This is a genomic window from Pedococcus badiiscoriae (assembly GCF_013408925.1).
Classification (GTDB): Bacteria; Actinomycetota; Actinomycetes; order Actinomycetales; family Dermatophilaceae; genus Pedococcus; species Pedococcus badiiscoriae.
The window spans coordinates 731340-749504 of the sequence record NZ_JACCAB010000001.1; the positions used below are offsets into that span (position 1 = coordinate 731340).

The 18165-nt window shown below is 71.8% G+C and carries 16 protein-coding genes; 9 read left to right on the forward strand and 7 right to left on the reverse strand.

Features of this window, described 5'->3' with window-relative positions; translation table 11 throughout:
• Positions 1-113 precede the first annotated feature (113 nt).
• The 8 genes from glpK (at position 114) to BJ986_RS03465 (ending at position 9649) form a co-directional block, all read left to right on the forward strand.
• On the forward strand, positions 114-1637 hold the full coding sequence (glpK, locus tag BJ986_RS03430) for a glycerol kinase GlpK (RefSeq protein ID WP_179420731.1): 1524 nt from the start codon (positions 114-116) through the stop codon (positions 1635-1637).
• A gap of 5 nt (positions 1638-1642) precedes the next feature.
• Complete coding sequence (locus BJ986_RS03435; protein WP_179420732.1) at positions 1643-3361, forward strand: glycerol-3-phosphate dehydrogenase/oxidase; 1719 nt, start codon at positions 1643-1645, stop codon at positions 3359-3361.
• Positions 3362-3466: 105 nt separating this feature from the next.
• On the forward strand, positions 3467-4861 hold the full coding sequence (locus BJ986_RS03440) for an FAD-binding domain-containing protein (protein WP_179420733.1): 1395 nt from the start codon (positions 3467-3469) through the stop codon (positions 4859-4861).
• Positions 4858-5589: a CPBP family intramembrane glutamic endopeptidase gene (locus BJ986_RS03445; protein ID WP_179420734.1), complete on the forward strand. Its 732-nt coding sequence runs from the start codon at positions 4858-4860 to the stop codon at positions 5587-5589. Before BJ986_RS03440 ends, BJ986_RS03445 begins: the two co-directional genes overlap by 4 nt.
• 4 nt (positions 5590-5593) lie before the next feature.
• Entirely contained in the window at positions 5594-6634 is a 1041-nt protein-coding gene (locus tag BJ986_RS03450) for an NAD(P)H-binding protein (protein ID WP_179420735.1), read from the forward strand.
• Complete coding sequence (locus BJ986_RS03455; RefSeq protein ID WP_179420736.1) at positions 6634-7062, forward strand: SRPBCC family protein; 429 nt, start codon at positions 6634-6636, stop codon at positions 7060-7062. Before BJ986_RS03450 ends, BJ986_RS03455 begins: the two co-directional genes overlap by 1 nt.
• A 2-nt stretch (positions 7063-7064) precedes the next feature.
• Positions 7065-8066: a DNA topoisomerase IB gene (locus BJ986_RS03460; RefSeq protein WP_179420737.1), complete on the forward strand. Its 1002-nt coding sequence runs from the start codon at positions 7065-7067 to the stop codon at positions 8064-8066.
• Between the two features lie 77 nt (positions 8067-8143).
• Complete coding sequence (locus BJ986_RS03465) at positions 8144-9649, forward strand: aminopeptidase P N-terminal domain-containing protein (RefSeq protein WP_179420738.1); 1506 nt, start codon at positions 8144-8146, stop codon at positions 9647-9649.
• A gap of 25 nt (positions 9650-9674) precedes the next feature.
• Here the strand turns inward: BJ986_RS03465 and BJ986_RS03470 are convergent, their stop codons facing one another.
• Positions 9675-10418, reverse strand: a complete 744-nt coding sequence (locus BJ986_RS03470) for a PIG-L deacetylase family protein (RefSeq protein ID WP_179420739.1) — start codon at positions 10416-10418, stop codon at positions 9675-9677.
• An 83-nt stretch (positions 10419-10501) separates the two neighbouring features.
• Positions 10502-11170, reverse strand: coding sequence for a Crp/Fnr family transcriptional regulator (locus BJ986_RS03475; RefSeq protein ID WP_179420740.1), 669 nt, complete (start codon positions 11168-11170; stop codon positions 10502-10504).
• A 157-nt stretch (positions 11171-11327) separates the two neighbouring features.
• Between BJ986_RS03475 and BJ986_RS03480 the strand changes: the two genes are divergently transcribed.
• On the forward strand, positions 11328-11513 hold the full coding sequence (locus BJ986_RS03480; RefSeq protein WP_179420741.1) for a hypothetical protein: 186 nt from the start codon (positions 11328-11330) through the stop codon (positions 11511-11513).
• A 45-nt stretch (positions 11514-11558) separates the two neighbouring features.
• Here BJ986_RS03480 and BJ986_RS03485 read toward each other — a convergent pair whose 3' ends face one another.
• The 5 genes from BJ986_RS03485 to BJ986_RS03505 all read right to left on the reverse strand — a co-directional run bounded on the left by BJ986_RS03485 (position 11559) and on the right by BJ986_RS03505 (position 18146).
• A complete protein-coding gene (locus BJ986_RS03485) occupies positions 11559-13157 on the reverse strand; it encodes a peptide ligase PGM1-related protein (RefSeq protein ID WP_179420742.1) in 1599 nt (532 codons plus the stop codon).
• Complete coding sequence (locus tag BJ986_RS03490; RefSeq protein WP_337794765.1) at positions 13154-14329, reverse strand: adenylate/guanylate cyclase domain-containing protein; 1176 nt, start codon at positions 14327-14329, stop codon at positions 13154-13156. The genes BJ986_RS03485 and BJ986_RS03490 overlap by 4 nt, the downstream gene beginning before the upstream one ends.
• On the reverse strand, positions 14322-14717 hold the full coding sequence (locus tag BJ986_RS03495; protein WP_179420743.1) for a response regulator: 396 nt from the start codon (positions 14715-14717) through the stop codon (positions 14322-14324). The genes BJ986_RS03490 and BJ986_RS03495 overlap by 8 nt, the downstream gene beginning before the upstream one ends.
• A complete protein-coding gene (locus tag BJ986_RS03500) occupies positions 14714-17404 on the reverse strand; it encodes a response regulator (protein ID WP_179420744.1) in 2691 nt (896 codons plus the stop codon). Before BJ986_RS03500 ends, BJ986_RS03495 begins: the two co-directional genes overlap by 4 nt.
• A 160-nt stretch (positions 17405-17564) precedes the next feature.
• Complete coding sequence (locus tag BJ986_RS03505; RefSeq protein ID WP_179420745.1) at positions 17565-18146, reverse strand: YflT domain-containing protein; 582 nt, start codon at positions 18144-18146, stop codon at positions 17565-17567.
• Positions 18147-18165 lie beyond the last annotated feature (19 nt).

Consider the following 18165-nt stretch of genomic DNA (forward strand, 5'->3'; position numbering starts at 1 on the left):
GTGTGCGTGAAACGAACCTGGGTTTCGGATATCCACAACCCCAGTGCCTAATACGCACGCCACACTTCGGCCTCCGCCGCCGCAACCCGCCATGGCGCGGCTAGGGTCGCGTCATGGCCGATTTCGTTGGTGCGGTGGACCAGGGGACCACGAGCACCCGTTTCATGGTGTTCGACCATGACGGCGCGGAGGTCGGCCGGCACCAGCTCGAGCACGAGCAGGTCATGCCGCGAGCCGGCTGGGTCGAGCACAACCCCCTCGAGATCTGGGAACGCACCCAGACCGTGGTCGGCTCCGCCCTGTCGCACCTCAACCTCCAGGCCGGCGACCTGTCCGCGCTCGGCATCACCAACCAGCGCGAGACGACGGTCGTGTGGAACCGCCGCACCGGCCGGCCCCTGCACAACGCGATCGTCTGGCAGGACACCCGCACCGACCGCATCGCGCGCCAGCTGGACCAGGACGGTCGCGGCGACGTGATCCGCGAGCGGGCCGGCATACCGCCCGCCGCCTACTTCTCGGCGGGCAAGGTCCAGTGGATCCTCGAGAACGTCGACGGAGCCCGCGCGGCAGCCGAGCGCGGCGACGCGATCTTCGGCACCATCGACACCTGGCTGCTGTGGAACCTCACCGGGGGCACGGACGGCGGCGTGCACGTCACCGACGTGACGAACGCCAGTCGCACCATGCTGATGGACCTGCGGACCCTCGACTGGGACGAGGAGCTGCTGGGGTTCTTCGGGATCCCGCGCTCGATGCTCCCCACGATCCGGCCCAGCTCGGACCCCGAGCTCTACGGGCTGACGCGGGGCACCGGCCCGCTGGGCGGCGAGGTGCCGCTCGCGGGCGACCTCGGGGACCAGCAGGCGGCGACCGTCGGGCAGGTCTGCTTCGCCCCCGGCGAGGGCAAGAACACCTACGGCACGGGCAACTTCATGCTCCTCAACACCGGCACCGACATCGTCCGCTCGGCCTCGGGGCTGCTGACGACCCTCTGCTACCAGTTCGGCGACGCCAAGCCGGTGTACGCCCTCGAGGGGTCCATCGCCGTCACCGGGTCGGCCGTCCAGTGGCTGCGCGACCAGCTCGGGATCATCTCCGGCGCCGCCGACATCGAGCGGCTGGCCAACCAGGTCGAGGACACCGGCGGGCTGTACTTCGTGCCGGCCTTCTCCGGGCTCTTCGCCCCCTACTGGCGTCCCGACGCCCGAGGCGCGATCGTCGGGATGAGCCGGTTCAACACCAACGCCCACCTCGCCCGGGCCACCCTCGAGGCCATCTGCTACCAGACCCGCGACGTCTCGGACGCCATGACCAAGGACTCCGGCGTCCAGCTCGAGGTGCTCAAGGTCGACGGCGGGGTCACGGCCAACAACCTCTGCATGCAGCTGCAGTCCGACATCCTCGGTGTCCCGGTGTCCCGGCCCGTGGTCGCCGAGACGACGGCGCTCGGCGCGGCCTACGCTGCTGGTCTGGCCACCGGTTTCTGGTCGGGCACCGACGAGCTCCGCGCCAACTGGCAGGAGTCCCAGCGCTGGTCACCTGCCTGGACGGACCAGCAGCGCAGCGATGGGTACGCCGGGTGGCGCAAGGCCGTGGAACGCACCCTTGACTGGGTGGATGTCGACGAGGGGTAAGCACGATGGGTCTGGCAGGCACGAACACCGCGCTCTCACCGCAGGGCCGTGAGCACGCCATCGAGGTCCTGGGCAGCGGCGAGGAGCTCGACCTGCTCGTCATCGGCGGTGGGGTGGTCGGCAGCGGCACGGCCCTCGACGCCGTCACCCGGGGCCTGTCCACCGGCCTGATCGAGCAGCGCGACTTCGCCAGCGGCACCTCCTCGCGGTCGAGCAAGCTGATCCACGGCGGCCTGCGCTACCTCGAGATGCTCGACTTCGCCCTCGTCCGGGAGGCCCTGCACGAGCGGGGTCTGCTGCTCACGCTGCTCGCCCCCCACCTCGTGCGCCCCGTCCCGTTCCTCTACCCGCTGACGCACCACGGCTGGGAGCGGGCCTACGTCGGATCCGGGATCGCGCTCTACGACGCCATGGCGATGAGCTCGGGGAGCGGGTCGGCCCTGCCCCACCACCGGCACCTCACGCGACGACAGGCGCTGCGCCTGATGCCCAGCCTCAAGAGGAGTGCCCTCACAGGCGCGGTGCAGTACTACGACGCCCAGGTCGACGACGCCCGGCACACGATGGAGCTCGCGCGCACGGCCGCCAGCTACGGAGCCCATGTCGCGAACCGCGTTGCTGCCATTGGCTTCCTGCGCCAGGGCGAGCGCGTCACCGGGGTGCGGGCCATCGACAAGCTGACCGACCGCGAGTTCGAGGTGAACGCCAAGCAGATCGTCAACGCCACCGGGGTGTGGACCGACGACACCCAGGCGATGGTCGGCGAGCGGGGTCAGTTCCACGTGCGCGCCTCCAAGGGCATCCACCTCGTCGTGCCCCGCGACCGGATCCACTCCTCGACCGGGCTCATCCTGCGCACCGAGAAGTCGGTGCTGTTCGTCATCCCGTGGGGACGGCACTGGATCCTCGGCACCACCGACACCGACTGGGCTCTCGACAAGGCGCACCCCGCGGCCACCCGCGCCGACATCGACTACATCCTCGACCACGTCAACCGGGTGCTCGCGACCCCGCTGACCCACGAGGACGTCGAGGGCGTCTACGCCGGGCTGCGACCACTGCTCGCCGGCGAGTCCGAGTCGACCAGCAAGCTCTCGCGCGAGCACGTCGTGACCCACAGTGCCCCCGGCCTGGTCGTGGTGGCGGGCGGCAAGTACACCACCTACCGCGTCATGGCCAAGGACGCGGTCGACGAGGCAGCCCAGGCCATCCCCGGCCGGATCGCCGAGTCCACGACCGACACGATCCCCCTGCTCGGCGGGGTCGGCTACCAGGCGGCCTGGAACCAGCGCCAGACCCTGGCCCGCACCTCGGGGCTGCACGTCGCGAGGGTGGAGCACCTGCTGCGCCGCTACGGCTCGCTCACCCAGGAGATCCTCGACCTCGTCGCCGAGCGACCCGAGCTCAAGGAGCCCCTCGAGGGGGCCGAGGACCACCTCAAGGCCGAGGTCGTCTATGCGGCCTCGCACGAGGGCGCCCTGCACCTCACGGACATCCTGACCCGGCGCACCCGCATCTCGATCGAGGCCTGGGACCGCGGCGTCTCGGCCGCCCCCGGCGCGGCCGCTCTCGTCGCCCCTGTCCTCGGGTGGGACGAGGCGCGCACCAAGGCGGAGGTCGAGATCTACCTCGGCCGGGTGGAGGCCGAGCGGGTCAGCCAGACGATGCCCGACGACACCTCTGCCGACGAGGCCCGTCGCAGCGGCCCGGACGGCACCCTCTGACCTTCGACATACATTGAACATTGCAGGTCAGCGGGTTACCGTGAGCCGTCCTCAGCCCCTCTGAGCCCTTCTGAGCCTGTCTCGACCCTGCGAAGGAGTGTCCGCGTGCCCCCGACGAGCATCCTGTGGCTGCGCCGGGACCTGCGCCGGGGCGACCTTCCGGCGCTGGGCGCGGCCCACCACGCGGCCTGCTCCGACGACGGCCCGGGTGAGGCCGCCGTCGTGTTCGTCGTCGACCCGGCACTGTGGCAGGGCGCCGGGGACGCGCGCCGCGCGTGGCTGGCCGCGAGCCTCGAGGCCGCCGACGCGGCATACGAGGGGAGGCTGTGTGTGCGGGAGGGTGACCCCGTGACGGTGCTCCCCCGGCTGGCCGAGGAGCTGGGCGCCGGATCGGTGCACGTCTCCCGCGAGACCACTCCCGCGGGGCGGCGTCGCGACGGTGCCGTCGCGGCGGCGCTGGCCGAGGCAGGGGTCGAGTGGGTGGAGACCGGCTCCCCGTATGCCGTGGGGCCGGGTTCGGTGCTCAACGGCGAGGGCGCGCCCTACAAGGTCTTCACGCCGTTCGCGCGCGCCTGGCGGGACCACGGCTGGCCTGCGCCCGCGCCCGAGCCGGAGGGGCTGCGCCTGGCGCAGGTGCGCTCCGACCGGTCGGCCGTGCAGCGGTTGCAGCAGGCCCGCGACGCCGCGGACCTGCCTGACCTGTCCGAGGCCGGTGAGGCCGCAGCCCTGCGGCGGTGGGCTGACTTCCGCGACGGCGCGCTGGCGCGCTACGGCACCGACCGCGACCGGGCCGACCTGGACGGCGTGTCCCGGCTCTCGCCCTACCTCAAGATCGGGGCCGTCCACCCCCGGACGCTGCTGGCGGACCTGGCAGACGGGCGCCGTCATCCCGGCGACGGCGCCGAGCGGTTCGCCACCGAGCTGGCCTGGCGCGAGTTCTACGCCGACGTGCTGTGGCACCACCCGACCTCTGCTTGGCACGACCTGCGCGGGTCCCTGTCGGGGATGGACTACGACGACGTCGGTGACGCGGTCGAGGCGTGGCGGCAGGGACGCACCGGCTACCCCGTCGTGGATGCGGCGATGCGCCAGCTGCTCCGCGAGGGCTGGATGCACAACCGGATGCGGATGGTCACGGCCAGCTTCCTCACCAAGGACCTGCACGTCTGGTGGCCCGTCGGTGCGCGGCACTTCCTGGACCACCTGGTCGACGGCGACATCGCCTCCAACAACCACGGCTGGCAGTGGGTGGCCGGCACCGGCACCGACGCCTCGCCCTACTTCCGGGTCTTCAACCCGGTGACGCAGGGCCTGCGGTTCGACCCGCACGGTGACTACGTCCGGCGCTATGTCCCGGAGCTGGCACACCTGCCGGGCAAGGCCGCCCACGAGCCGTGGAAGCACGCCGACGGGCACGCCCACGGCTACCCCGAGCGGATCGTCGACCACGCCGAGGAGCGCCGCGAGGCCCTTCGACGCCACGACGCGGCACGCGGATGACCACCGTGCGCCCCGTCCGGGAGGTCCGCGAGTTCATCCGGGCTGCCCTGGTCCAGCCGGTCGCGCGCGACCACACCGAGAGCGACGCAGCCTTCCACCGCCGCCGCCTGGTCGCGCTGGTCACCCTCCTCGTCGGGGCGCTCGTCCTCGGGTTCGCACTGCGGATCCGTCCGGGCGACCCGCTCTTCTACGCCGCCACGCTCGGCCTTGCCGGTGTCTGGGGCGCCGGGGCACTGGCCTCGGGACCACTCCACCTCGGCCGGGCACACACCCGGGCCGGCGGCGAGGACGCCCGCCCCGTCGTCCAGTCCCTGACGCTCGGGGCGCTGCTGCTCCTGCTGTTCCTCGCCGGAGCGGCGGTCGTCGCGCACGTCCCGGTCCTGCGCGACCCGGTGCAGCACCTGCTCGACCACGCGCGCCTGGGGTCCCTGGCCGTCGTCGCGGTGCTGACCGCGGTCAACGGCGTCGCGGAGGAGCTCTACTTCCGTGGCGCCCTCTACTCGGCGGTGGGGCGGCGCCACGCGGTGGCGGTCACCACGGTCGTCTACGCGCTGACCACGGCCGGGGCCGGCATACCGTTGCTCGTCCTCGCCGCCGCGCTCCTCGGGCTGGTCACGGCGCTGCAGCGGCGCGTCACCGGTGGCATCCTCGGCCCGGTGATCACCCACCTGACGTGGTCCCTCGGCATGCTCTTCCTCCTGCCCCCCGTCCTGTCCACCGGAAGGTGATGCCATGACCACCTCGGCCCCCCGCACCGCCCTCGTCACCGGCGCCACCGGCTACATCGGTGGAGCCCTCGTCCCGGCCCTGCTCGACGCGGGCTGGTCGGTCCGCGTCCTCACGCGCAGCCGCGAGGGCCTGGAGCGGGTCGGCTGGCGCGACGACGTGGAGGTGGTCGAGGGCGACGCCACCTCGCGCGACGACCTCGGCCGGGCCCTCGACGGTGCCGACGTGGCCTACTACCTGCTGCACTCGATGGACGGTCAGGGCAGCTTCGTCCACCGCGACCGGACCATGGCCCAGGGCTTCGCGGCGGCAGCCGCGGACGCCGGCACGAGGCGGATCGTGTACCTCAGCGGGCTGCACCCGGAAGGCGAGCTGTCCGAGCACCTCGCGTCACGCGTCGAGGTCGGAGAGATCTTCCTCGCCGCCCCTGTGCCTGCGGCCGTGCTGCAGGCCGGGGTCGTGCTCGGCGACGGCTCGGCGTCCTTCGACATGCTCCGTCACCTCACCGAACGGCTGCCGGCGATGGTGGCTCCCCGGTGGGTCGACAACCGCATCCAGCCGATCGCGGTGGACGACGTCGTCCACTACCTCGTGGGGGCGGCTGACCTGCCGCAGGAGACCAACCGGACGTTCGACCTCGGCGGCTCGGAGGTGCTGACGTACGCCGAGATGATGCAGCGCTATGCCCAGATCGCGGGGCTCGGGCGCCGCCTCATCGTGTCGGTCCCGGTCCTGACCCCCCGCCTGGCCGGGCTGTGGGTCGGACTCGTCACGCCGATCTCCGCCGGCATCGCGCGCCCCCTGGTCGGCAGCCTCATCCACGAGGCCGTCTGTCACGAGGACGACGTGCTGACCGCGATCGGCCCACCGCCGGGCGGGCTCAGCGACTTCGACGACGCCGTCCGGGCGGCGCTGCGCACGGTCGACCCGCTGCTGTGGCGCCACACCATGCGTCGCACGGCGGCCTCGGTCGGCGCCACAGCCCTCGTCCTGGGCACCACCGCCCTCACCACCCGCCGTGCCCGTCGCAACCCCAGGAGCTCCTGATGCCCACCGTCCAGCGCACCGTCAAGACCACCGCGACCCCCGCCCAGGTCCTGCCCTACCTGCTCGACTTCGAGAACGCCGTCGAGTGGGACCACGGCACCGTGACCTGTGAGCTGCTCTCGGGCGACGGGTCGCCGGGCACCATCTGGCACAACGTGTCGAGGTTCGCCGGTCGGACCGTCGACCTCGACTACACCCTCGAGAGCGTCTCGGACCACGGCTTCGTCATCGTGGGCCGCAACGAGACGACGACCAGCCGCGACACGATCACCGTCTCCCCCGACGGCACGGGTTCCTCGGTCGACTACCGGGCGGAGTTCTCCTTCACCGGGCTCGGACGCTGGCTGTGGCCGGTGGCGATGCCGTTGCTCAGCAAGCTCGGCAACGACACCGCCCGATCCCTCAAGTCTGCGCTCGACAGGCTGTAGACGTGTCGAGGTTGCGCAGGGTCTCGCCCCAGTCGAAGGGCTGGACCCGTCGCCGTGCCGGCAAGGGCTTCGTCTACCTCGACGAGAACGGCGAGCGGCTGGGGCCGGCCGAGGTCGCGCGGATCCGCTCGCTGGCCATCCCGCCCGCGTGGGAGAACGTCTGGATCTGCCCGCTGCCCCAAGGCCACATCCAGGCCGTGGGCACCGACGTCGCCGGTCGACGCCAGTACCTCTACCACCCGGTCTGGCGGCTCAAGCAGGACCAGACGAAGTTCGACCGGGTGCTCACCGCGGCGGCCAAGCTGCCCGCGGCCCGGCGCCGGATCCTTACCGACCTCGCCCTGGAGGGCATGCCCCGCGGACGGGCCGCCGCGACGGCCGTCCGCCTCCTCGACCTGGGGTACTTCCGCATCGGCAACGACGCCTACACCCAGGACAACGGCTCGTTCGGTCTCACCACCCTCGAGCGGCAGCACGTCCGTCGCCGCGGCGACGTCATCGTCTTCACCTTCGTGGGCAAGTCGGGCATCGAGCACACCATCGAGATCGACGACGCCGCGGCGATCGCCGCACTGGACCGGATGCGCCGCCGCAAGTCGGCGAGCAAGCGGCTGCTGGCCTACCAGGACGCCCGCCGCTGGGCCGACCTCGACTCCACCGCGGTCAACGCCTACCTCGCCGACCTGCTCGGCGGCGACCTGACCGCCAAGGACTTCCGCACCTGGCACGCGACCGTGCTGGCGGCCGTCGCACTCGCGGCCAGCGACGAGCCCGGCGACACCAAGGCCTCGCGCAAGCGAGCCGTCAAGGCCGCCGTCGACGAGGTCGCCGGCTATCTCGGGAACACCCCGACCATCGCCAAGAACTCCTACATCGACCCGCGGGTCCTCGACCGCTACGAGAACGGCGCGACCATCGCCGTCGACCCGTCGCGCTACCGCTCCCCCGAGCGCCGCCAGGCGGCGATCGAGAAGGCGGTCCTCGCGCTCCTCAGCGACGACTGAGCGACCTGCGCGGGCGCGCGGCACCGGTCGTGGTGCCGCGCCCGCGGACAGGCGGGCACCCGGCATACGATGGCGCGGTGAGCGAAGAGCAGAAGACGCCCGAGAACCGCGCCCGACCGACCACCGACGAGTTCCGCGCGTTCGTCGCCGAGGACTGGGCGCCGCGCAGGCCGGGCGCCGTCGAGCTGAGCGACGCCGCCAGGTATGCCGCGGCGCGTCGAGACGCCGTGAGCGCGGCCTTCGAGGGCGACCGTCTGGTCATCCCCGCCGGTGGGCTCAAGGTCCGCAGCAACGACACCGACTACGTGTTCCGGCCGCACACCGCGTTCGCCCACCTCACCGGGCTCGGCGGTGACCGCGAGCCCGACGCGGTGCTCGTGCTGGAGCCGCGCGACGACGGCACCCACGAGGCGATCCTGTACTTCCGCCCGCTCGCCGGTCGCGACACGGACGAGTTCTTCGCCGACACCCGGTACGGCGAGTTCTGGGTCGGCGCCCGACCCACCATCGAGGACATCGAGACCGAGCTCGGGCTGACCGGACGGCACATCGACGAGCTCGCCGATGCCGTCGTCAAGGACTCGGGCGAGGTCACCGTGCGGATGGTGCGCGACGCCGACCGCGACCTGACCCGTGAGCTCGACGCCGCGCGGTCGTCCGAGACGATCGACCAGGACGAGCTCACCGAGTCCGACGACGAGCTCGCCCACTTCCTCTCGCACCTTCGCCTCACCAAGGACGAGTGGGAGGTCGAGGAGATGCGCAAGGCGGTCGAGGCGACCCGCCACGGGTTCGAGGCCGTCATCGCCGACCTGCCCGAGGCGCTCGCCAACGGCCGTGGCGAGCGCTGGGTCGAGGGCGTGTTCGGCCTGACGGCGAGGCACGAGGGCAACGGGGTCGGCTACGACTCGATCTGCGCCGCCGGCGACCACGCCACGACGCTGCACTGGATCAAGAACACCGGCGAGCTGCACGAGGGCGACCTGATCCTGCTCGACGCAGGGGTCGAGGTGGACTCCCTGTTCACCGCCGACATCACCCGCACGCTCCCCGTCAGCGGCACCTTCTCCGACGCGCAGCGCGAGGTCTACGACGCGGTGTATGCCGCCCAGGAGGCAGGGCTCGCGGCGGTCAAGCCGGGCAACAAGTTCTCGGACGTCCACGCGGCCGCGATCCGGGTCATCGCCGAGCACCTGCACGCGTGGGGCCTGCTGCCCGAGGGCGTGTCGGTGGAGGACACCCTCGACAAGGACCACGGCCAGTACCACCGCCGCTGGATGGTGCACGGCACGAGCCACCACCTCGGTCTCGACGTGCACGACTGCGCGCTGGCCACGCGCGAGGAGTACATGGATGCCGAGCTGCAGCCCGGCATGGTCCTGACGGTCGAGCCGGGGCTGTACTTCAAGGCCGACGACCTCAAGGCGCCCGAGCGGTTCCGCGGCATCGGCGTCCGGATCGAGGACGACGTGCTGGTCACCGCCGACGGCTGCGAGAACCTCTCGGCGGCCATGCCGCGCACGTCCGTCGACGTCGAGGCGTGGATCCGCGAGGTCCAGTCCCGCTGGGGCCAGTCCCGCTGAGTCCGGCTGACCCAGCGCGGGTGAGCTAGCCGCGCTGGACCACGTCGAACGCCATCGCCTTCTCGACCCCGGCTGCCTGGCCACCCCAGCCCAGGATCATGTTGATCAGCTCGGCAGGCTTGGGGAAGTCGTCCGGCAGGGCGGCGTTGTAGGCCTGGTGGGCCTCCAGTGACGCCACCGCTTGTCCTACGTGCTCGGACACGTCGACGAAGTGCGTGGCGGTGGGCGACCCGCCGAAGCACAGCCGCTTGACGTTCCACGGCTCGAAGCCCTCCTCGACGAGCTCGGGGAAGATCCACCGGTTCCCCGCGTCGGCCACGGCGTCGACGCAGGCGAGCCCGACCGCCCGGTGGTCTGCCTGGTTGAGCATCCCCTGCGCGAACCGGTCGCCGTAGTGGCCGGTGACGACGACGTCGGGCTTGCGGCGGCGGATCTCCCGCGCGATGTCGCGGCGCAGCGCCAAGCCGTACTCGACGTTCCCGTCCCGGTGGGTGCCGAAGTCGACCTCGCTCACGCCCACGATCGAGGCGCCGTCGCGCTCCTCCTGCTCGCGCACCCCCGCCGCCTCGTCCGGGTGCATCGTGTCGATCCCCGCCTCGCCGCGGGTCAGCAGGAAGTAGGTGACCGCCTTGCCGGCCGCGGTCCACTTCGCGACCGCGGCGGCGGTGCCGTACTCGATGTCGTCGGGGTGCGCCACGACGCACAGCACCGACGAGAAGTCGTCGCCGAACTCGGCGAGAGCGGGCTTGTCCCCAGCAGGCTCAGTCATGCACCGAGGGTATGCCGCGTGGCCGGGTTCGCGCCTCGTAAGACTCGGCAGGACTCGGCTTGGCCGTCCGGGCCATCGCCGGGTCAGCCGCCGGCAGCTGCTCGTTCGTGCAGCGTTCGGCGGTCGCGGACCTCGACCCGTCCGCGGTGCAGGGTGGCCAGTCCGTCTGCCACCAGTCCCTGGAGCACCCGGTTGGTGGTCGCCCGCGAGGCGCCACAGAGCTCCCCGATCTCCGTCTGCGTGAGGGGGATCCGGACGGGCCGCCCGTTCTCGGCCGGGCCGTACTGCTCGCAGAGTCCGTCGAGGCGACGCACCACGCGCTGCTCGGCCGGGAGGTACAGCGCCTCGACGAGGTGGTCGGACAGGCGCAGGACCCGCTCCGCCAATACATCGACGAGGAGCCGCTCGATGCCCGGGTGAGCGACCCGCAGCCGGTCGAACTCGGCATACCGGAGCGTGAGGGTCACCGCTGGCTCCAGGGCCGCGACCGTCGAGGTGCGTCGCGCCTGCGGCGACAGCATCGCCATCTCCCCGAAGGCCTCTCCGGGCCCCATCACGGCGAATGCGGCGTTGTCACCCGCCGGCGTGGTGCGCCTCGCCACGAGTCGACCCTCTGCGACGAAGTGGATCGACTCGGCGAGGTCACCCTCGTGGAACACCACCTCGCCCGTGCGGTAGCGGTGGCGCTGGGTGCCCGCGATGACGAGCCGGCGCTCCTGCTCCGAGAGACCGCGCAGCAGCCGCCACTCCATGGCACCAGTGCAGCACGGGCCGGGCTCCTGTGTCACCGGCCCTGTGTCACCGGCGGCACACACGGGAGGTACCAGGGCCCACAGACCGCACGTCCCGCCGCCGCGACATTGGAGGTGTCCCGCAGGGAACCGGATCTTCAGCCACAGGGAGCACGCCATGAGCACCGTCACCCGACGTCGTCCCGACCTCGCCCACCACCACCCGACCGTGCGACGCGTGGGTGCCACGTGGGTGTGGGAGTGCCGCTGCGGTGGTGCTTCCTGCCGCACCGCGACCGAACGCCCCAGCTGGCACCTGGTGGTCGTCGAGGCCCTGCTGCACGCCACGGCCATCGCGCCGTGACTCCGGAGCGCCCCCTGACCGCCCCCAGGGGACATGCCGGGGCGGTCAGGTGGGTACGGGGTCGGCGTGCAGCGCGGCGCGGGCCTCCTCGAGGAGGGCGGCCTCCGCGGCGGCGTAGAGCTGGTCCGCGGCTGACGGGGACTCGCCGATCGCCGTCATCCCCACCCTCCCGTAGGCGGTCAGGGCGCTCATCATGTGGAAGACGACCCCCGTCTGGCGCGCCTGGTCGAAGTGCAGCCCGGCGCGCGCGACGAGGTCGAACAGGTCCTCGACCCGCAGGCCGCGCAGGCTCGGGTCCTGCAGGTGGTCCGTGGCCACCAGGTGTCGCTCCTCACCGCTGGGCGTCAGGAACCGGGCGGCGTCGGCGTCATACCGCCCATCGGTGAGGAACTGGAGGGTGAGGAACGGGTGGGTGGTCCCGCCCTTGCGCAGGTTCACCTCGATCGCGTGCGCCGTCCACGAGTCGCCCTCGCGCACGGTCACGAAGTCCAGCGCGAACCTGCCCAGGACGCCCTTGCGCGCCAACAGGTCGCCAACCCGCTGGGCGTCGCGGGTGATGAGGCCGGCGTACTCCGGGTCCGCGGGGAAACGGCATCCGAGGTAGGACTGCCCGCTGGGCCCACCGAGGATCTGGTCGTGGGTCGACAGCAGCTCGACCTCACCCAGCGGGGTGACCCGCAGCTGCACGCTCGGGCTGCGGAGCTCGTCGCCGGCGATGCGTTCCTCGACGATCCCCCCGCGCTCGCGCAGCTTGGCGAGGTACGCCTGCACCGAGATCCGGGTGTCCTCGAGCTCCATCTCGTCGATCCTGCGGGACAGCTCGGCGTCCTCGCCCTCGGTTCCCACGGCGGGCAGGCCGTCGAGCCGCACGAGCGCGTTGCCCGCTCCCGAGACGCCTTCGTTGAGCTTCACCATCGCCCCCGTCGCGCTCGGCCGCTCGTGGCGCAGCGCCCGCAGGGCCGCCTCGAGGTCGGCGCGCGTGTGGAGGTCCTCGTACCCGGCGGGATACGACACCCCCGCCTCACCGAACAACCTCCGACAGCCGGTCTTGGTGCCCAGCGGGAAGAGGCGAGGATCGGCGCCATACATGGGGATCCCCAGCACGAGCGCAAGGTCGCGTTCCAGCTCGGTGGTGTTGTACGGGATCAGGTGCGACCGCAGCCGGTTCGGGACCAGTCCCCGGATCTGCGCGAGGACGCGCGGACGGGTCAGGAGCTTCTCGGTCAGCGGCTCGGGGCCGGGGTCGCCCACCGGGACGAGCGACAGCCGGGCCCGGGCGTGGCTCGGGATCACGCCGGGCAGCAGCGACAGGTAGTACTCGACGACCATCGGGTTGATCGGCATCGAGGTCACGTAGACCATGCGCAGCCGGGGCTGGCGGAGCAGCAGCAGGAGGAACAGGAAGCGCTCCTCCAGTGCCTGGTTCATGCCACCGGAGCTGGCCACCACGCGGTCCACCGTCATCGAGGGGATGACGACGACCGACTCGTCCGCGGCGTTGGTCCCGATCGCCCGCCAGACTTCGGGCAGCCGCGCCTGGAGGGCGTCGAACGCGGCGTTCCGGGCCCCCTCGTCGAGGTCGTCGAGGGTGCGGCCGGCCAGGTCCTGCAGGCCTGCTGTGCTCGTCTCTGCCCTGGTCGTCATGGCGCCACCTCCGCACTCGTCAGCCCGAGGATCTCGTGGACGTCGACGGGGCGACTGAAACCCCGCAGCGCCAGCGGCCCCACGCTGCGGCTCGTCGCCGCAGCACCGGCACCGGTCACCACCCGCTGGGTCGCCAGGATCTGGCCGGCCGCGGCCTCCGAACACAGCCGGGCGGCGAGATTGGTGACCGAACCGATGGCCGCGTAGTCGTACCGTCCCGGAAATCCCACTCGACCGAGCGTCGCGTACCCCTGCGCGATGCCCACCCCGAACCCCAGGTCGTGCCCGCGGCTGCGCCACGCCTGCGCCAGCTCGGTCACCCGCTCGCGCATGGCGACGGCCATCCGCACGGCGCGCTCCGGCGCATCCGGGCAGGGGACGGGATCATTGAAGAAGACCAGCAACCCGTCGCCGGCGAAGTGCTCCAGGGTCCCTTCGTAGGCGAAGACCAGCTCCCCCAGTGCCTGGTGGTACTCCTTCAGGACGGCCATCGTCTCCTCCGGCTCGGCCGTCTCGGCGAACGGCGTGAAGCCGCGCAGGTCGCAGAAGGTCGCCGTGATCTCACATCGGTGGCTCTGCAGGAACGACTCGTCACCGCTGTCGACGACGAGCCCCGCGATCTGTGGCGACAGGAACCGGCGGAGTCGTCCGAAGCGCTCCAAGGTCTCCACCTGGGCGTTCACGCGAACCTCCAGCTCGCGGTTCCACGCCGCGAGCGCCTCGGCCTGGGCGGTCACGGTGTCGTGGTAGCGCTTGACCCGGACCAGGGAGCGCACCCGCGCGAGCAGCTCGGCCTGCTGCAGGGGCTTGGTGACGAAGTCGTCGGCCCCGGCCTCGAGGGCGCGCAGCCGCTGCGCGTCACCGCTGGCGGTGACCATGACCACGGGCAGGAACGAGGTGCTGGGATCGGAGCGGATCCGTCGACAGGTCTCGTAGCCGTCGATCCCGGGCATCATCACGTCGAGGAGGATGATGTCCGGCAGCTCAGCGGCCAAGAGCGCCAGGGCCTCCTCGCCCGATGCGGCACTGACCACCGTGTAGCCGCGCGGAGAGAGCACCGCCTCCATGAGACGCAGGTTCTGGGGCAGGTCGTCGACGACCAGCACCGTCCCCGCGCCGGTCTGCGGGAGAGTCGTGGCAGCCCTGTCGGACGTCGTGCCGGCGTCACCCACCGGGGCCTCCCAACCGCCCGGCGCGCAGGTGGGCGCGCACCTGTTCGGGGAACTCGCGCACGCTGATCGGCTTCTCGAGGTACCCGTCGAAGCCTGTCGACAGGGCTCGATCGCGATCCGCGCTCATCGCGAAGGCCGTCAGGGCGACGATGGGGATGCCCGCCGTGCGTGGATCGTCCCGCAGCCTGGCCAGCGCCGTGTGCCCGCTGATGCCCGGGAGCTGGAGGTCCATGAGGATGAGGTCGGGCACGTTGCGGGTCGCCTCCGTGACCGCCTCCTCCCCCGTCGTGGCGACGGTCACCGCGAACCCGGCGAACTCCAGGACGTCCCGCGCCAGCTTCAGGTTCCGCGGGTTGTCCTCGACGAGCAGGACGGTTCCCTCGCTCATCCGGTCACCTCCGTCGCTGTCCCCGGCCCGGCCGGGGAGGTGGAGGCACCTGCTGTGGCGACCTGGGCGAGCCGTTGAGCAAGCACGCCGAGGTCGAGCTGGCTCTTGGAGGCGACGAACTCGATCCGCCCCTGCAGCCGCGCCCGGTCCTCCTGGGTGAGCGACTTGGCGGTCAGGACGACGACCGGGACGCCAGCGGTGCCGGGGTCGGCGCGGAGCGCGTCGATGACGGCGAACCCGTCCGTGTCGGGCATGAGGAGGTCGACCAGGACGACGGTCGGCGCCAGGGACGCCATCGACCTCAGCGCCTCGTCACCACGGGCGAAGGTCGCGACCTGCCAGCCCTGCGGCTCGAGCGTCGCGCGGACGACCTCCAGCGCCGTCGGGTCGTCGTCGATGACCGCCAGCGTGCGCCGCTGCTGCGTCCCCGGCTGGTCGGCCCGGTCGGCGACCGCGCGCCAGATCGCTCCCAGCAGCACCTCCCGGGCGACCGGCTTGACGAGGTAGTCGGAGGCGCCGAGGGCGAACCCGCGACCTCGGTCCGGCAGGACGGAGACCACGACGACCGGCGTACCGGTCAGCTCGGGGTCGGCCTTCAGCTGGCTGAGGACGTCCCAGCCGTCCATGCCCGGCAGCCGGATGTCGAGGACCACGGCCTTCGGACGCAGGGCCCTGATCGCCTCGAGCCCTTCCTCACCGCTGCGGACCGGCACCGCCCGCAGCCCCGCCGCCGCGAGGTGGACGCCGACGAGCTCGGACGAGCTGGGGTCGTCCTCGATGACCACGACCGCCGGACGGGTGTCGTCCAGGTCCGGGTGGGTCCAGGCCGGCTGTTCCTCCCGCTGCCACGCCGTCGGCTGCGGCAGCGTGAAGCCGAAGGTGCTGCCCACTCCGACCTCACTGGTGAGCCACACCCGGCCCCCATGGAGCTCGACGATGCGACGGGTGAGGGTGAGTCCGAGTCCGGTGCCCTCGGTCATCGAGGCGGAGCGCGCACCCTGCTGGAACGAGTCGAAGATCCGCTCCTGGTCCCCCTGCGCGATGCCGATGCCCGTGTCTGCCACGGTCACCGTCAGCTCGTCCCCGTCGCGTCGGGCCGCCACGGTCACCGTGCCACCGGCAGGAGTGAACTTCACGCCGTTGCCGACCAGGTTGAGCAGCACCTGCTTGAACCGCAGCGGGTCCGCGGTGACCATCGACGGCCCCGCCGTCAGGTCGGTGACGAGCGTGACGCCCTGCCGTCCGGCCCGCTCACGCAGCAACGACAGGACCTGGTTGACCGAGTCGGCGATCGGGAAGGTCGACTTCTCCAGCTCCATGTGGCCTGCCTCCACCTTGGACAGGTCGAGCACGTCGTTGAGCAGGTCGAGCAGGTGCCGACCTGCGCTGAGGATGTCCTGCAGGTAGTCCTCCTGCCGCTCGTTGAGGTCCCCGAACATGCGCTCCAGCAGCACCTCCGAGAACCCGATGACCGCGTTGAGCGGAGTCCGCAGCTCGTGCGACATGCTCGCCAGGAACTCGGACTTGTGCTGGCTCGTGACCGCCAGCTCCGCTCGCTGGCGTTCGAGCTCGCGGTAGAGGCGGGCGTTGATCAGCGCGACGGCCGACTGGCTCGCAAAGGCCGACAGCATGTCGCACGTCTCGTCGGTGAAGGCGCCCGTGGTCGTGCGGCGCACGACGAGCACCCCGACGATGCGGTCGGGCCGGGCCATGGGAATGGCGACGAGCGAGCGCCAGCCGGCGTCGTGGAGCACCCTCAGGTGGGGGTCCAGCTCGACGTCGCGCAGGTCCGGGACCTGGATCGGGCTGCCGGTCAGGGCCGCCCTGCCGACGACCGTCTCGTCGAGGTGGATGCGGGTCTCCTGCAAGGCCCTGATCACCTCGGGGCTCGTTCCGTACGCCGTCCTGACGCGGAACAGGCTCGACTCCTCGTCGTACTCCATCAGCGAGCCGCCGTCCGCCCCGGAGAGCTCGACCGCGTGCAGCACGATGGTGCCAAGGACCTCGTCCGGGTCCAGCGTCGAGCTGATCGCCTGGCCGACCTCCGCGAGCGCCTCGAGCTGGTCGACCTTGCGGGCGAGCTCGGCCCGCCCTGCCTGGAGCTCCTGCACCAGCCGGACCCCGTTGATGGCCAGCGCTGCCTGGGCGGCGAACGCCGTCACGATCGACATCTCCCGCTCGGCGAACGGGCTGACCTCGTTGCGCCACAGCACCATCGCGCCGACAACCTCGTCGTCCACCACGAGAGGGGCGCCCATGGTGGTCCGGAACCCTGCGACCCGTTGCAGGTCGAGACGCCCGTACTCCGGGTCGGCCACGACGTCCTCGATCTGCTGGGCCTTGCGGTCCACCCCGACCCGCCCGGCCAGGGTGTCGCGATCCAGGGGCATCGGGTGGGCCGCGATGTACGCGATGGACTCCTCGCTCACCCCGACGGCCTTGATCAGCTGGTAGATCCGGTCGTCGTCGAGGAGGTAGAGCTGCGCGGCGTCGGAGCGACACAGGCGCCGGGCGCTGTCGACGATCGTGGCGAGCACCGTGTCGGGATCCCCCGAGGACCGTCCCACTGCCGACAGCACCTCGTTGACCGCGGCCAGCTGCTCCTGCGTCTCGCGCAACCGCAGCGCGAGCGTCGCCGCGTCGACCGAGGGCGTGGGGTCGACAGGGACGTCGGCTGACCGGGCCATGGGAGTCTCCCATCGAGAGCCGGGCTGCGAGACAGCGTGCGGATGCCTCTAGCAGTGTGCTCCCCGCAGCGCGGGCTTGCCTACGGTTGATTGCGTATGCCGTGCTCGCGAGTACGGCGCGCCCCTTGCCGCGCCCGGTGGCGCGGGGTGCGGGGGCGGCTCAGGGGGTGGGCGGAGGCGGCTGCTGGTCCATGGCCCGCTGGCGCTCGGCCTCGCGAGCCGCGTCGACCTGGGCCTGCGCGGCCGCCATGGGGTCCATCTTCGTCAGCAGCTCGCGCCCCTGCGCGGCGAACTTGTGCTCCACCAGCACCTCGTACTGGGTCGCGACCACCTGCATGACGGAGGTGAAGTCGCGGTTGCCGCCGGTCAGGGCGTAGCCGATCAGCGCCCACACGAGGCCGAAGCCGGCACCGAAGACCACCGTGAGCAGCACACCCGCCAGGCCCGCGCCGCCGCCGGTGCCGAAGAGCGAGAAGATCAGCCCGACGAACAGCCCCAGCCAGGCACCGGACACCAGGCCGCCGAGGGCGACGCGCTGCCGGGTCAGCCGACCCGTCACGCGCTCGAGCTGCTTGAGGTCGGTGCCGACGATCAGGACGTTCTGCACCGGGAACTCGTGGTCCGACAGGTAGTCCACGGCCTTCTGCGCCTTGGCGTACGTGTCGTAGCGACCCAGGGACATCGGGTACTCCAGGGCCAGGACGGCGCGTGACCTCGCCATGGCGTTCGGCTGCGTGCTCATGTCACCAGTGTGTCAAAGC

What these genes read in the sequence shown, in the direction of transcription:
- glpK (WP_179420731.1), top strand. Translation starts at nt 114, where the DNA reads ATGGCCGATTTCGTTGGTGCGGTGGACCAGGGGACCACGAGCACCCGT.
- BJ986_RS03435 (WP_179420732.1), top strand. Translation starts at nt 1,643, where the DNA reads ATGGGTCTGGCAGGCACGAACACCGCGCTCTCACCGCAGGGCCGTGAG.
- BJ986_RS03445 (WP_179420734.1), top strand. Translation starts at nt 4,858, where the DNA reads ATGACCACCGTGCGCCCCGTCCGGGAGGTCCGCGAGTTCATCCGGGCT.
- BJ986_RS03450 (WP_179420735.1), top strand. Translation starts at nt 5,594, where the DNA reads ATGACCACCTCGGCCCCCCGCACCGCCCTCGTCACCGGCGCCACCGGC.
- BJ986_RS03455 (WP_179420736.1), top strand. Translation starts at nt 6,634, where the DNA reads ATGCCCACCGTCCAGCGCACCGTCAAGACCACCGCGACCCCCGCCCAG.
- BJ986_RS03470 (WP_179420739.1), bottom strand. Translation starts at nt 10,418, where the DNA reads ATGACTGAGCCTGCTGGGGACAAGCCCGCTCTCGCCGAGTTCGGCGAC.
- BJ986_RS03475 (WP_179420740.1), bottom strand. Translation starts at nt 11,170, where the DNA reads ATGGAGTGGCGGCTGCTGCGCGGTCTCTCGGAGCAGGAGCGCCGGCTC.
- BJ986_RS03480 (WP_179420741.1), top strand. Translation starts at nt 11,328, where the DNA reads ATGAGCACCGTCACCCGACGTCGTCCCGACCTCGCCCACCACCACCCG.
- BJ986_RS03485 (WP_179420742.1), bottom strand. Translation starts at nt 13,157, where the DNA reads ATGACGACCAGGGCAGAGACGAGCACAGCAGGCCTGCAGGACCTGGCC.
- BJ986_RS03495 (WP_179420743.1), bottom strand. Translation starts at nt 14,717, where the DNA reads ATGAGCGAGGGAACCGTCCTGCTCGTCGAGGACAACCCGCGGAACCTG.
- BJ986_RS03500 (WP_179420744.1), bottom strand. Translation starts at nt 17,404, where the DNA reads ATGGCCCGGTCAGCCGACGTCCCTGTCGACCCCACGCCCTCGGTCGAC.
- BJ986_RS03505 (WP_179420745.1), bottom strand. Translation starts at nt 18,146, where the DNA reads ATGAGCACGCAGCCGAACGCCATGGCGAGGTCACGCGCCGTCCTGGCC.